Source organism: Noviherbaspirillum aerium, from assembly GCF_008929045.1.
Taxonomy (GTDB): Bacteria; Pseudomonadota; Gammaproteobacteria; order Burkholderiales; family Burkholderiaceae_D; genus Noviherbaspirillum; species Noviherbaspirillum aerium.
In genome coordinates this window covers 531165-543674 of the sequence record NZ_VFAH01000001.1, presented here as the reverse complement: position 1 = coordinate 543674, position 12510 = coordinate 531165, and the positions used below count along the sequence as shown (strand labels likewise).

Sequence of the window (12510 nt, the reverse complement as noted above, 5' to 3'; positions counted from 1 at the left end):
CCGAGCCTGCGGAGTTCATGCCGCCGCCGGCGTCGCCGGGTGTTTCAGCACGACCGTGCGCCTTTCGCTACACTGGAGCCTCACTTCGCGGAGCCTCCATGCAACCCAGACTGTGGTCTCTTACCCTCGGCAACTTCGCCATCGGCACCGGTGTGATGGTGGTGCCGGGCATGCTCAACGAGTTGAGCGCAGACCTCGGCGTATCGCCCGCGCGCATCGGCTGGCTGATTTCCGCGTTTGCCATGACGATCTGCATCAGCGGCCCCTTTCTCGCCAGCTGGACCAGCGCCATTGACCGCCGCAAGCTGCTGACGGCATCACTGCTGCTGTATGCCCTCATGCATTTCGCCGCCGCGCTGGCGCCCGGGTACGAGCTCCTGCTGATCGCCCGCATCGTCACCGCCATCGGCGGCGCCATCTTCACCGCGCAGGCGGCCGCCACGGCCGGACTGATGGTGCCGGCCGACATGCGCGGCAAGGCCATCGGCCTGGTATTCCTCGGCTGGTCGATCGCCGCCGTGATCGGCACGCCGATCGGTTCCTATCTCGGCGCGCACATCGGCTGGCGCCCGACGCTCGCCCTGGTCGGTCTCCTGTCATTGCTTTTCGCCGGCGCGGTATGGATGCAGATTCCCGCGCGCCTGTTCGTTGCGCCAATGGACAGTGCCGCATGGAAGGCACTGTTCGCCGATACGCCGCTGCTGCTGGCCATCTCGGTCACCGCCATCCAGGCGCTGGGCATGTTCACCATGTTTTCCTACATGGCGCTGGTGCTCAAGGATGCGATCGATGCCACGCCGGTCGTCATCAGCCTGCTCTTCCTCTGTTTCGGCATCACCGGCGTGATCGGCAACATCATCGGCGCGCGCGTGATGGATCGCGCGGGGCCGAAGCAGGTCGGCATCGCTGCCATGGTCTGCATGCTGGCGGCGGTGCTGCTGTGGCCGCTGTCGCACGGCTCGCTGCCGGTGGCCACTACACTGATGCTGCTGTGGGGGCTGGGCTGCTTCGCCATCAACGGTTCGCAGCAGGCACGGCTGGTCGGCATGGCGCCGCAGCTGGCGTCGGCCTCGGTGTCGCTGAATTCGTCGGCCATCTATCTCGGCCAGGCGGCCGGCGCCTTGCTCGGCGGCCTGATCGTGTCGACACAGGGCACCGGCACCCTGTCCTACTTCGCCGCGGCGCCGCTGGCGATCGCGATCGGCGTATCCCATCTCGCCGGCAATCTGGCGCTGCGGCGCAATGCCATGGAGGCAGCATGAGAGTCTTGAGCGTCAACGTCGGCACGGTCGGCGATCTCTTCGTCCGCCAGTCCGACGCGATGCGGCGCGTCGCCACCGGCATTCACAAGCAGCCGCTCGACGGGCCTGTCGCCGTCGGCAGGATCGGCCTGGCCGGCGACGAACAGGCCGATCTCACCGTGCATGGCGGATTGAACAAGGCGGTGTACGCCTATCCGTCCGAGCACTATGCATTCTGGTTGGCGCAGCGCACCGCGGCCCTCAAGCGCGAGGAAGCGCTGGCGCCGGGTGCGATGGGGGAAAACCTGACCATTCAGGGCCTGCTGGAGAACGATGTCTGGATCGGCGACCGGCTGCGGATCGGCAGCACGCTGCTGCAGGTAACCGAGCCGCGTCATCCCTGCTACAAGTTCAATGCGAAGATGGGCTTCGGCCACGCCGCGAAGATCATGCTGCAGTCGGGCTACAGCGGCTTCTACCTGCGCGTGGTGGAGACGGGCGAGATCGCGGCCGGCGATGCGATTGCGCTCATCGCCGGGCCGCGCGAGACGTCGATCATGCAGATCAACGAACGACGCCGGAAGGGGCGTCAGCAGGATTTGTTTTGAATGATGACGTGACCAGCGCGCGTCCGCCGGTCCAGAGTTTCGTCCAGCCCGGCGGCCACGGCAGCGGCGGCCCGGAGTAGGCCGGCACGCCGCGCCGCACCGGAATCACCGGCAGATGGTCGGGCACCGGGCCGTCGCGGTAATCCCAACCCAGGGTGTAAGCGTAATTCGGCAGCAGCGCTTCGCAAACCGCATCGAACCAGGCGGTGTGATCCTCGTCGCGCTTGAGCGCCTGGGCCACCCCCTGCGGATCGAAGCGCGCGAAGGCGGACACCAGTTCGGAGGCGGTCGCGCCCGGCTGGTCGCCCCATCCCATTACCGGATTGAAGTTGTAATCGGCGCCGGAGCCATACCAGCCTTCGCGCCAGGCGCGGTCGATCCAGTTGCGCTGGCCGGTGAACAGATGCCAGCGCCAGTGCAGGCCGGACGGCTTGGGCCAGCTGTACAGGTAAAGCCGCTGATAGCCGGCGCGGTGCAGTTCGCGCACCATCGCCATCAGCCGCGCATGCGGCATGCGGTCGGGCGCATCGCGCCGGAAACGGATCGGCTCGCCATCCGCATGCTGCAGATCGTCATGCGACAGGTTCAGATCCAGCGTGCGCACTTCGTCGCCGAAGCGGGCCGCCACCCATCCGGTCAGCAGATTGACCGAAGTAATGACGCCATAGCCGCGGTGGCGATGAAAGATGACGGTGCCGGGTGCAACAGGTTTCATATCGGTTTCGCTTGCAATGAAAGTCTAGTGTATCGGGATTCGTAAAACAGGCACAAAAACAGATCGATTGGTCGCTTTGTATCAAGCACCAACATTGAGCATGCGATTCGCGGGAACTTTATCGAAGCACCATTTCAGGGCTGGCCTGCAACTTATCCAGCCACGTCCCCGGACTCAAGGCGGTGCCTCCGCGGTTCTTGGCGGTTGCTGTTGCCTGGGCATCAGGCAAGCCGCGTGAAAACCTGTATTGGAGAGCGCAAAGACAAGGAAATTCCCAAGCTGGCCTATTAATTGCAAGATTGTTGCAGCGCACTAATTTGTGCCGAAAATCGTCGGACGCTCCCTATCCGGGAGCGTCCCCGGCTGTGCAATAACAATATTCAGGACAGCTGCCATGCGTGCATCCACACCCTTACCTGTCGATACCTTTTTGCCTTACATGCGTGACGTGGTGCGCTGCGAGCAATCGCTGCGCGAACTCAACCTGATGTGGCGCATGATCGAAGCGTCGGCCAAGATGAATTGCCCGGTCGAAGCCAAGACCATCCTTCCCACCATGGCCGCGACACGCGCCGGCTTCAATCGCCTGGAACACGAACTCGTTCACAGCCTGGTCAGCGAAAAAGTCGGCAACGTGCTCGATGAAATCGCCACCAAGGCACAATATGTGATCGATATCGTCATTCGCAACCTCTTCGAGCGCACCGCCGATGTCGGCTTCCTCGCCACCGACCGCGAGCTCTGCGCCTTCGTCGCCGGCATGCATGACAACAGCGACGCCATCCGCTACCGGCTGCGCTCCTACCGCAGCAAGTACACCGTCTATGATGAAATTCTGCTGCTCGATACCGCCGGCAACGTGCTGGTCCAGATCGACGAAGCCTCGCCGATCGAAGGCAGCACCGATCCGCTGATCGGAGAGACGCTGGCCGCCGACGGCTATGTCGAAACCTTCCGCGCCACCGACCTGCGTCCTCTCAAGAAGCAGGCGCTGATCTACTCACGCCGCATGCTGCATCCCGACACCGGCGTTCCGGTCGGCGTGCTGTGCCTGTGCTTTCATTTCGAAGAGGAAATGGCAGGCATTTTCCGTTCCCATCGCGATGCCGACGAGCGCGCCAACATGCTGCTGCTCGACGGCGACAACCGGGTGATCGCCAGTGCCGACGAACTCTGGATTCCGGTCGGCGCCACCGTGCCGGTCAATCGTTCCGCCGAGCCCAGGCTGCTGATCCACGGCGGCCGCGAATACCTGGTGCGCACCCTCGCCGCCGCGGGCTACCAGGGTTACATGGGGCCGCCCGGCTGGCAGGGCCAGGTCATGATCCCGGTCGATGTCGCCTTCCATGGCGGCGTTTCCAATGCGCTGTCTTCGCTGGACCCGGCGGTTGCCGAAGGCCTGCTCTCGCATGCGCGCTCCTTCTGCCCGCCGCTGTTCGAAATCATGACCGCCGCCGACACCATACGCCGCGTGGTGTGGAACGGCCAGGTCATGACGGCCAGCCAGCGCGGCGAACTGCAGAAGCTCAAGACCATCCTCGACCAGATCAGCGAAACCGGCATGCGCAGCAATGAACTGTTCTCGCAATCCATCCGCGACCTGTATGAAACCGTGCTGGCATCAAGCCTGCGCGACGCCGAATTCGTTTCGCACCTGCTGGTGGATTTGCTGGACCGCAATCTGTACGAACGTTCGGATGATTGTCGCTGGTGGGCGCTGACGCCGGAACTGCGCACGGCGCTGGCCAGCGAAGAAAGGGATACGGAAACGCTGGACAACCTGAGCACCATTCTCGACTACATCAACCGCCTCTACACCGTCTATACCCGCATCTTCGTCTACGACCGCGACGGCCGCATCATTGCCAGCACGAACGAGATGGAGAACGGCGTATCGGTGGTCGGCAAATCAGTCGACGCCGCCACGCTGTCGCATGTACTGGCGCTGCGCAGCGAGCAGGACTATTACGTTTCGCCGTTCGAGCCCGCGCCGCTGTACGGCAACCGGCCCACCTACATCTACCACGCGGCCATCCGCGATCCGCACAACGACAGCATCGTGGTCGGCGGCATCGGCATCGTGTTCGACGCGCAGCCGGAATTCGAGGCCATGCTGCGCGGCGCGCTGGCCGACAAGGAAGGCATGTCCGCCCTCTTCGTCGACCGCCATGGCCGCGTGATTTCCAGCACCGATCCATTGCGCCCGGCCGGCATGCAGCTCGATGTCGGCCGTGACATCGACCGCAAGCTGCTGTCGCTGGCCAACGGCAGCAGTGCCTCGCGCATCCTGGTGCACGATGGCCATTACGCGATCATGGGCTGCACCGTGTCCAATGGCTACCGGGAATTCAAGGTGTCCGACGGCTACAGGGAAGACGTCATTGCGCTGGTGTACGACAGCTTCGGCGAAGTGCGCGAACGCAGCGGCGCGCTGAACCGCCAGGATGCGGTGATCGAGAACGACGTGACGGCCAGCGGCGGCATCGAGTATGCGACCTTCTACATCGACGGCATGCTGTTTGCGATGCCCGCGGCGCAGGTGATGGAAGCGCTGCCGGCTTCGGAAGTGTCGCCGGTATCGATGGGCGGGCGCGCCGAGCGCGTCGGCGTGCTGGCATTGCAGCGCCATGGCGAGAGCCGGCATTTCGTCTGGGTGTTCGACCTGCGGCATCTCATGCGCGGCGCGCCGGCGCGGATCGAGGCGGGCAGCCAGGTGATCGTGGTCAGGCACAACGATCAGGACATCGGCCTGCTGGTCGACGAACTGCACGGCGTGCCGGAATTCCGGCCGGCGCAAATCATTCGCACGCCCTTTGCCGCCACGGCACAGGGCTTGCTGGTCAAGCAGGTGATCCAGGCCAACGAGGGCCGGCTGCTGGTGCAGGCGCTCGATGTCGCGCAACTGTTCGCCTGCCTCAAGGATCCCGCCCTGCCGACGGTATTGAACCTGTCCGAAGCAATGCTGTTGAATGAAACGCAACTTGAACATGAAACATTGGAGAATGCAGCATGAGCGCCGTTGATGACTACTTGCTGGGCGACAGCGCTTTGTATGGACGTTTATGCCTGATCACGAAACTGCTCGGCCACTTCGTGGCCAGCGCGCCGCGCGCCGTCAGCCTGGAGCAGCTGGAAAAACTGAGCGGGCGGCCCGCCAGGGAACTGGTCAGGCTGTGCAATATCCTCTGCCGCGAACAGGTGCTGCAGCCCGCCGGCCAGGCGCAGAGCTGGACGCTGGCCTGCGAAACCAGCCAGCTGACGCTGGAAGACGCCTTCCGCTGCGCGATGTCGGAGCAGGCATCCCGCGCGCGTCCCGCAAGGCAGAAGTCAGCCGCTGCCGCTGCTGCCGCCGCCGCCGCCGAACAGCAGGAGGCGATGCAGCCGGAAATCGACATGCTGGTGATGCAGGCCACCATGGGCATCAACCAGAGCGTGTTTCAGCACCTGCGGCAGTTTTCGCTGGACCGGTTGAAGGTGACGGCCGCCGGCATGTTTCCGTCGCGGCGATCCTCTGAAGACGGCCTGCGCGCCTGGCCGCCGGCACGGCTGTCGTTTTCGTAGTGTTGGTGATATAGATCCGGCCCGAAAACATGTCGAGCCGGCTCCCCTCACCCCGACCCTCTCCCAGAGGGAGAGGGTGCGATCATCGGCCCGAAAATGAACCATTTTTCGAACCGGATCAATGGATGTGATGTTTCAATAAGGCTTTTCCAGGTAGGCGCGATAAAAGTCGATGAAGGCGCGCACCCGTGCCGGCATGTGCCGCCCCGGCGGCACGACCGCATAGATGCCGCCCTGCGGCAGCGACCACTGGGGCAGCAGCCGCACCAGGTAGCCGTCGCGGATGCCTTCCTCGGCGCTTTGCTGCGCCAGCACCGACACGCCGGCGCCTTCGCGCAGCAATGCACGCAGCGCCGCGGGCGAATTCACCCGCATGCGCGACTTCACCTGCACCGAACGCGTCTCGCCGCTGCGCGAGGTGAATTTCCATGTCAGCGGCGTAGGCAGCAGGCTGAGCGCTATCCATTCGCAGTCGGTCAGGTCTTCCGGCCGGCGCGGGCGGCCATGCCGCTCCAGGTATTGCGGCGAAGCCACCACCATCTGCGAGAACTCACCGAGCTTGACCGCGCGCAGCGACGAATCACGCAGCCAGCCGTAACGGATGGCGAGATCGATGCCTTCATCCACGAGATCGGCCACCGTATCGCCGGCGCGCAAATCGAACTGCAGCGCCGGATGCAGTTGCGCGAACCGCGCCATGGCCGGCGCCACCGACAGCACCGCCTGATCCACCGCCGCGGTGATGCGCAGCATGCCGCTCAACTGCGCCGGCTGGGCCGATTCCTGGCCGGCCTGCGCCACCGCATGTTCCAGGCCGTCGAGCAGCGGCCGGCATTGCGCATGCAGCTCGCGGCCGGCATCGGTGAGGCTGACGCGGCGGGTGGTGCGGTGGAACAGCGTCGCGCCGATCGCCTGCTCCAGCCGGCTGATCAGGATACTGACCTTGGCCTTGGCAATGCCCAGCCTTTCGGCGGCGGCCGTGAAACTGCCGCTCTCCACCACGGCGTCGAATATCAGCAGGCTGTTGAGGTCGATCTGTCCGAGCAGTGACATGATGAACGTAGAGTAAAGGATTGATAAGGATTCAATAACAATGAATTATCAGTGCAGGCATTTATCGAATCAATCTTTTCCGTGATGATGCTCCCACTTCATTCACTTCCCGGGAGAGAAAACATGAACATCGCATTGATCGGCGCCTCCGGCTTCATCGGCTCAGCGCTGCTGAAAGAGGCGCTTGCACGCGGCCACAAGGTAACCGCGCTGGTGCGCCATCCGGAAAAGCTGGCTGCCGCCGCCAACCTGCGCGCGGTTGCCGCGGACGTGGCGGACCAGGCCAGACTGGCGGAGCAGTTGGGCGGGCATGATGCCGTCATCAGCGCCTTCAGCGGCCATGCCCATGACGATGTCTTCGCTTACTACGTCAAGGGCTTCCGCGCCATTCTCGGCGCCGTGAAATCGGTGCGCGTGCCGCGCCTGCTGGTGGTCGGCGGCGCCGGCAGCCTGGAAGTCGCGCCCGGCCTGCAGGTGCTCGATACGCCCGACTTTCCGGCGCAGTACAAGGCGACTGCCGAAGGCGCGCGCGAGGCGCTCAAGCTGCTGCGGCAGGAGGAAGCGCTGGACTGGACCATGCTGAGCCCGTCGGCCATCATCGCCCCCGGCGAGCGCACCGGCCGCTTCCGCCTCGGCACCGATCAACTGCTGATCGATGCCAATGGCCAGAGCCACATTTCCGTCGAGGATTATGCAATTGCAATGATCGATGAGCTGGAGCGGCCGAATCATGCGCGCCGCCGCTTCACCGTCGGCTATTGAATCCAGAGCGGCGAAACGGACATTGCCTGCGTTGGAGCGGCCCTCGCGGGCCGCTCCTTTTTATTTCGGGCCGCGCTGCAGGCGCTGCCCCAGGCGGAACAGCGGACCGATCATGATCACCAGCGACGCCAGCCGCGTCACATGAAAAGCGGTCACGATCGGCACGCCGAGCTGCAGCGTTTTCGCCGTCAGGCTCATTTCCGCGATGCCGCCCGGCGACGTGGCGAGGATGGCGGTTGCCGGATGAATCCCGCTCAATGAGGACAGCCCGAAGGCAAAGGCCGCGGCGACGCCCAGCGCGGCCAGGGTGCACAGCGCCACGCTGGCCAGATAGCGCGGCGCGGTATGCAGGAATTCCGGCGTGAAGCGCGTGCCCAGGGAAATGCCGATGAACAGCTGGCCCAGATGCACCATCCATTCCGGCAGCGCCGACAGATTGACGCCGGAAGCGGTCAGGCCGATGGCCACCGCCATCGGACCCAGCACCCAGGCATTCGGCGATTTCAGGCGCTTGAACAGCAGCGCGCCGGCCGAAGTCAGCCCGATCAGCGCCAGCAGCCCGCCGGCATGAACCGTCCGCGTTCCCGGCACGAACACATCCAGGCCGTGCACATCGGCAAACTTGAACAAAAAGGGAATGATGATCACCACCATCATGATGCGCAGGCTGTGCGAGGCCGCGACCCGGTCGACCTGCGCGCCGTGGCGCTCCCCCTGGCTGGCCATTTCCGATGCACCGCCGACGGCCATGGCAAAGAATGCGGTGGTGCGGTCGACTCCCGAGAGCTTGTGCAGCAGCCAGGCGCAGGCCGCGCCGAGCAGCAGCGCGAATGCCACGCCGGCGGCGATATAGCCGCTGTAGGACACCAGCACCTTGACGACCGCCGGCGTGAAATACAGGCCGAGCGCGGTGCCGATCGCCCACTGGCCGCCTTCGCGCACCTGCACCGGGGCCGACAGCCGCAGGCCGGCCATGCAGCCTGCCGCCGTGCTGCACAGCGGGCCGATCATCCAGGGCAGCGGCGTCTGCAGCCAGGCACATAGCAATGCGGATATCAGGCCGATGCCGAGTGCGAGAAGGAAGGAGCGCTGCCTGTTCAAAAATGCCATGATGCGGTGCCGGATCTGTTGCCTTGATGATATGGATGCCTTCGCGCAGGAAGGATGATGGAGACGAAAGCCTGTGTCTTCGTCTTGTGCCTTATGCGGCAAGGGGATTTGCTATCTCGACAGCCCAAGCTCCTTGGCCTGCCGTCCGTACTCATCGACCGTCTTGCGGACGTAGGCGGTCAGCGCGTCGCCGGTCAGCGCAAACGGATACAGGCCATGCGCCGCCCGCAGCGCATCGAAGCCCGGCTCCGCCATCATTTTGTCGAAGGCGTTCACCCATTTGCGGTATTCCGAGTCCGGCACGCCGGGCCCCATGTAAAAGCCGCGCACGATCGGCCAGGTCACGTCGAAGCCCTGCTCGCGCGCGGTCGGCACGCCGGCCAGCACGCCCGGCAGGCGCTGGTGGCTCATGACGGCCAGCACCCGGATGCCGCCATTGGCCGCATACAGCGCCGCCTCCGAGGCGTCTCCCGACACCGCCTCCACATGTCCGGCCAGCAGCGCGGTGATGGACTCGCCGCCGCCCTCGAAGGCCACGAAGCGGAGCTTTCTCGGATTGATGCGCGCCTGCCGGGCGATGATTGATACCTTCAGCCAGTCCTGGCTGCCGATCGTGCCGCCCGCGCCGATGGAGATCCGGCCGGGGTGGCGCCTGAGCGCATCCAGCAGATCGGCCAGCGTCTTGTAGGGAGAGTCGCTGCGCACCGCGATCATGCCGTAATCGGTTCCCAATCCCGCGACCCAGCGCACATCGGCCGCCGAGGCATTGCCGTATTTGCCTTGCGCAAGATTGAGCAGCGAGCCGCCGGAAAACACGATCAGCGTGTCGGCGTCCGCGCGCCGCTGCGTCAGGATGGAATTCCATGCGACGGCGCCGATGCCTCCCGGCAAATAATTGATATGCAAGGCCGGGTCGACCCTGGTCGCCTCGTAAACCGCGCTCAGGCCCTTGCGCGCCAGCTTGCAGGTCAGGTCCATGCCGCCGCCGGGCTTGGCGGGAACGATGCATTCCGGCCCGCGCGCCGCTGCCGGCATCGCAGGCAGCAGCACCGCCAGGCATGCCGCCAGCAGTATCTTTCCTGCGCTTTGATTGTTCACTTCGCCTCCTCTGCCTGCCGCCGATGTTGCCGACGTTGCCAATGCCGCTGATTATCGCGCCATCCCGCAGCGCATGCTGGCATGCTTTTGCAAGCGGGTTGAAATGCGTATCATGTGCGGCGCAAGGCTGTTCACGCCATATGGCGCCGTTGTCGGGGCAACATAACCGCCGCAGCTTTCAATTGGCTTTCAACAGGCTTTCAGTTTCACCCGGCCACAGAGCCGCCACGATTTTCATTCTTCATCGAGACATCACATGCGAATCCTCCTGGTCGAAGATCATGCCGAACTCTCGCGCTGGATCAGCAAGGCGCTGCAGGATGCGCGCCTGACGGTCGAATGCGCGATGGACGGCGCCGATGCCGATGCCCTGCTGCATACCCAGGAATACGCGCTGATCATCCTCGACCTGACGCTGCCGCGCATGGACGGTCTCGAAGTGCTCAAGCGCCTGCGCGCGCGCGGCAGCAAGACGCCGGTGCTGGTGCTGACCGCGCGCGGCGGCCTCAATGAACGCGTGCAGGGGCTCAACCTTGGCGCCGACGACTACCTGCCCAAGCCGTTCGAGCTGGCCGAACTGGAGGCGCGGGTCAAGGCGCTGCTGCGCCGCTCGCAAGGCAATGAAGCCGTCACCCTGACCTGCGGTGCGCTGTCCTTCGACACCGTCTCCCGCATGTTCACCTATGGCGGCGCGCCGCTGGCGCTGACGCCGCGCGAGCATGCGGTGCTGGAAGTCCTGCTGACCCGCGCCGGCCGCGCCGTGTCGAAAGAGAAACTGTTCGACGAAGTGTTCGCGCTCGACGACGATGCCAGCACCGATGCGATTGAAATCTATGTCCACCGTCTGCGCAAGAAGCTCGAACGCGGCGAACCGGGGCGCGTTGCCATCACCACGCTGCGCGGACTGGGTTACCTGCTGGAAGAAAAGCCGCAATGATGCCGCTGGCTCCGCTCGGCAGCCTGCGCTCGCAACTGCTGCGCTGGCTGCTGATTCCGCTGGCGGCGCTGGTCGTGATCGATGCGGTCTCCGTCTACAACAATGCGCTGGAAGCGGCCGACCAGGCCTATGACCGGTCGCTGCTGGCCTCGACCCGCGCGCTGGCCGAACGGGTCTCGATTGCCAACGGCAGGGTGGTGGCCGACGTTCCTTACGTCGCGCTCGACAGTTTCGAGACCGATACGCTAGGACGGATCTATTACCGGGTCACGGGCGTCAAGGGCGAACATGTTTCCGGCTACGAAGACTTGCCGTCCCTGCCCAAGCATGTGGCGCGCTCCGACGCCTATCCGGCACTGGTGTATTTCTATCACGCCACCTACCGTACCGAGCCGGTCCGCATTGCCGCCCTGTACCAGCCGGTGTACGACGATTCGATGCGCGGCATCGCGCTGATTCAAGTCGGCGAAACGCTGCAGGGACGGCATGAACTGTCTCGCAAGATCCTGCTCGACACCCTGTCGCGCCAGGCGCTGCTGGTGCTCGCCGCGGCGGTGCTGGCCTGGTTCGCGGTGCGCTTCGTACTGCGGCCGCTGATGCAGCTGACCGCGGACGTGGAGGCGCGCTCGCCCACCGATCTGTCCAATTTCGACCCCGACCTGGTGCACCGCGAAGTACGCCCGCTGGTTGCCGCGATGAACGATTACATGGCGCGCCTGCAAACCCTCATTTCCGGCCAGCGCCGCTTCATCGCCGATGCCTCGCACCAGCTGCGCACGCCGCTCACCGTTCTCAAGACCCAGGCCGAACTGGCATTGCGGGCCAATGATCCCCAGGCCATGCGCGACATCGTCGAAAGCATTGCGCGCACCACCGATGCCACCGTGCACCTGGCCAACCGGCTGCTTACGCTGGCCCGCGCCGAGCATGGCGCCGCGGTTGCCGACCTGCAGCCGGTATCGCTGGTGGAAACCGCCCGCCAGGTCGGTCTCGACCTGGCGCTGCAGGCGGTGCGCAAGGAGATCGACCTCGAGCTGGACGCCGGCGGCGAGGTGATGGTGCTGGCCAATCCGCTGCTGCTGCACGAGATGATTTCCAATCTGGTCGACAATGCCATCCGTTATACGCCCGCCGGCGGCAAGGTGAGCCTGCGCGTCAGCGCCGACGGCGGCGGCCTGCTGGAAATCGAAGATAACGGCCCGGGCATCGCGCAGACGGAGCGCGACAAGGTGTTCGCCCCTTTTTACCGCGCGGCATCATCCCAGGCTGCCAATGCCGATGGCAGCGGCCTCGGCCTCACCATCGTGCGGGATATTGCCGCAATGCACAAGGCCGCGATAACACTGTCGGATGGCCGGCAAGGCCCCGGACTGAAAGTCAGCATCCGTTTTCCGCTCCTGCCAGCCTGATGTTTTGACCGAAGCT

11 protein-coding genes are annotated in these 12510 nt (G+C 64.7%); 7 read left to right on the top strand and 4 right to left on the bottom strand.

Annotation, left to right across the window (positions count from 1 at the left end; translation table 11 throughout):
* Positions 1-98 precede the first annotated feature (98 nt).
* Both FH061_RS02430 and FH061_RS02425 read left to right on the top strand, forming a co-directional pair.
* A complete protein-coding gene (locus tag FH061_RS02430) occupies positions 99-1262 on the top strand; it encodes an MFS transporter (RefSeq protein ID WP_151632571.1) in 1164 nt (387 codons plus the stop codon).
* Positions 1259-1849 carry an MOSC domain-containing protein gene (locus tag FH061_RS02425; RefSeq protein ID WP_151632569.1) on the top strand — a complete coding sequence of 197 codons (591 nt, stop codon included), beginning with the start codon at positions 1259-1261 and terminating at the stop codon, positions 1847-1849. The genes FH061_RS02430 and FH061_RS02425 overlap by 4 nt, the downstream gene beginning before the upstream one ends.
* Here the strand turns inward: FH061_RS02425 and FH061_RS02420 are convergent.
* Positions 1806-2564, bottom strand: a complete 759-nt coding sequence (locus tag FH061_RS02420) for an L-asparaginase (RefSeq protein ID WP_151632567.1) — start codon at positions 2562-2564, stop codon at positions 1806-1808. The genes FH061_RS02425 and FH061_RS02420 overlap by 44 nt on opposite strands.
* Before the next feature lie 394 nt (positions 2565-2958).
* Between FH061_RS02420 and FH061_RS02415 the strand changes: the two genes are divergently transcribed.
* The gene (locus FH061_RS02415; RefSeq protein WP_151632565.1) at positions 2959-5577 is read left to right on the top strand and encodes a chemotaxis protein CheW; all 2619 of its coding nucleotides are present in this window, start codon (positions 2959-2961) and stop codon (positions 5575-5577) included.
* Positions 5574-6125 (top strand): hypothetical protein, encoded by a 552-nt coding sequence (locus tag FH061_RS02410; RefSeq protein WP_151632563.1) that lies wholly within the window; start codon positions 5574-5576, stop codon positions 6123-6125. Before FH061_RS02415 ends, FH061_RS02410 begins: the two co-directional genes overlap by 4 nt.
* Positions 6126-6260: 135 nt before the next feature.
* Here FH061_RS02410 and FH061_RS02405 read toward each other — a convergent pair whose 3' ends face one another.
* Entirely contained in the window at positions 6261-7178 is a 918-nt protein-coding gene (locus FH061_RS02405) for a LysR family transcriptional regulator (protein ID WP_192804872.1), read from the bottom strand.
* Positions 7179-7301: 123 nt separating this feature from the next.
* On the opposite strand from FH061_RS02405, the gene FH061_RS02400 reads away from it, so the two are divergent.
* Positions 7302-7940, top strand: coding sequence for an NAD(P)-dependent oxidoreductase (locus FH061_RS02400; protein WP_151632559.1), 639 nt, complete (start codon positions 7302-7304; stop codon positions 7938-7940).
* A gap of 60 nt (positions 7941-8000) precedes the next feature.
* Here the strand turns inward: FH061_RS02400 and FH061_RS02395 are convergent, their stop codons facing one another.
* Both FH061_RS02395 and FH061_RS02390 read right to left on the bottom strand, forming a co-directional pair.
* Positions 8001-9050, bottom strand: coding sequence for an AbrB family transcriptional regulator (locus tag FH061_RS02395; protein ID WP_151632557.1), 1050 nt, complete (start codon positions 9048-9050; stop codon positions 8001-8003).
* Between the two features lie 111 nt (positions 9051-9161).
* On the bottom strand, positions 9162-10085 hold the full coding sequence (locus FH061_RS02390) for a tripartite tricarboxylate transporter substrate binding protein (RefSeq protein ID WP_151632989.1): 924 nt from the start codon (positions 10083-10085) through the stop codon (positions 9162-9164).
* A 319-nt stretch (positions 10086-10404) separates the two neighbouring features.
* Between FH061_RS02390 and FH061_RS02385 the strand changes: the two genes are divergently transcribed.
* The gene (locus FH061_RS02385; protein ID WP_151632555.1) at positions 10405-11085 is read left to right on the top strand and encodes a response regulator; all 681 of its coding nucleotides are present in this window, start codon (positions 10405-10407) and stop codon (positions 11083-11085) included.
* Positions 11085-12494, top strand: a complete 1410-nt coding sequence (locus tag FH061_RS02380; protein ID WP_151632987.1) for a sensor histidine kinase — start codon at positions 11085-11087, stop codon at positions 12492-12494. The genes FH061_RS02385 and FH061_RS02380 overlap by 1 nt, the downstream gene beginning before the upstream one ends.
* The last annotated feature ends 16 nt before the right edge of the window (positions 12495-12510 follow it).

What these genes read in the sequence shown, in the direction of transcription:
- FH061_RS02390 (WP_151632989.1), bottom strand. Translation starts at nt 10,085, where the DNA reads ATGCCGGCAGCGGCGCGCGGGCCGGAATGCATCGTTCCCGCCAAGCCC.
- FH061_RS02425 (WP_151632569.1), top strand. Translation starts at nt 1,259, where the DNA reads ATGAGAGTCTTGAGCGTCAACGTCGGCACGGTCGGCGATCTCTTCGTC.
- FH061_RS02385 (WP_151632555.1), top strand. Translation starts at nt 10,405, where the DNA reads ATGCGAATCCTCCTGGTCGAAGATCATGCCGAACTCTCGCGCTGGATC.
- FH061_RS02405 (WP_192804872.1), bottom strand. Translation starts at nt 7,178, where the DNA reads ATGTCACTGCTCGGACAGATCGACCTCAACAGCCTGCTGATATTCGAC.
- FH061_RS02430 (WP_151632571.1), top strand. Translation starts at nt 99, where the DNA reads ATGCAACCCAGACTGTGGTCTCTTACCCTCGGCAACTTCGCCATCGGC.
- FH061_RS02395 (WP_151632557.1), bottom strand. Translation starts at nt 9,050, where the DNA reads ATGGCATTTTTGAACAGGCAGCGCTCCTTCCTTCTCGCACTCGGCATC.
- FH061_RS02415 (WP_151632565.1), top strand. Translation starts at nt 2,959, where the DNA reads ATGCGTGCATCCACACCCTTACCTGTCGATACCTTTTTGCCTTACATG.
- FH061_RS02410 (WP_151632563.1), top strand. Translation starts at nt 5,574, where the DNA reads ATGAGCGCCGTTGATGACTACTTGCTGGGCGACAGCGCTTTGTATGGA.
- FH061_RS02380 (WP_151632987.1), top strand. Translation starts at nt 11,085, where the DNA reads ATGCCGCTGGCTCCGCTCGGCAGCCTGCGCTCGCAACTGCTGCGCTGG.
- FH061_RS02400 (WP_151632559.1), top strand. Translation starts at nt 7,302, where the DNA reads ATGAACATCGCATTGATCGGCGCCTCCGGCTTCATCGGCTCAGCGCTG.
- FH061_RS02420 (WP_151632567.1), bottom strand. Translation starts at nt 2,564, where the DNA reads ATGAAACCTGTTGCACCCGGCACCGTCATCTTTCATCGCCACCGCGGC.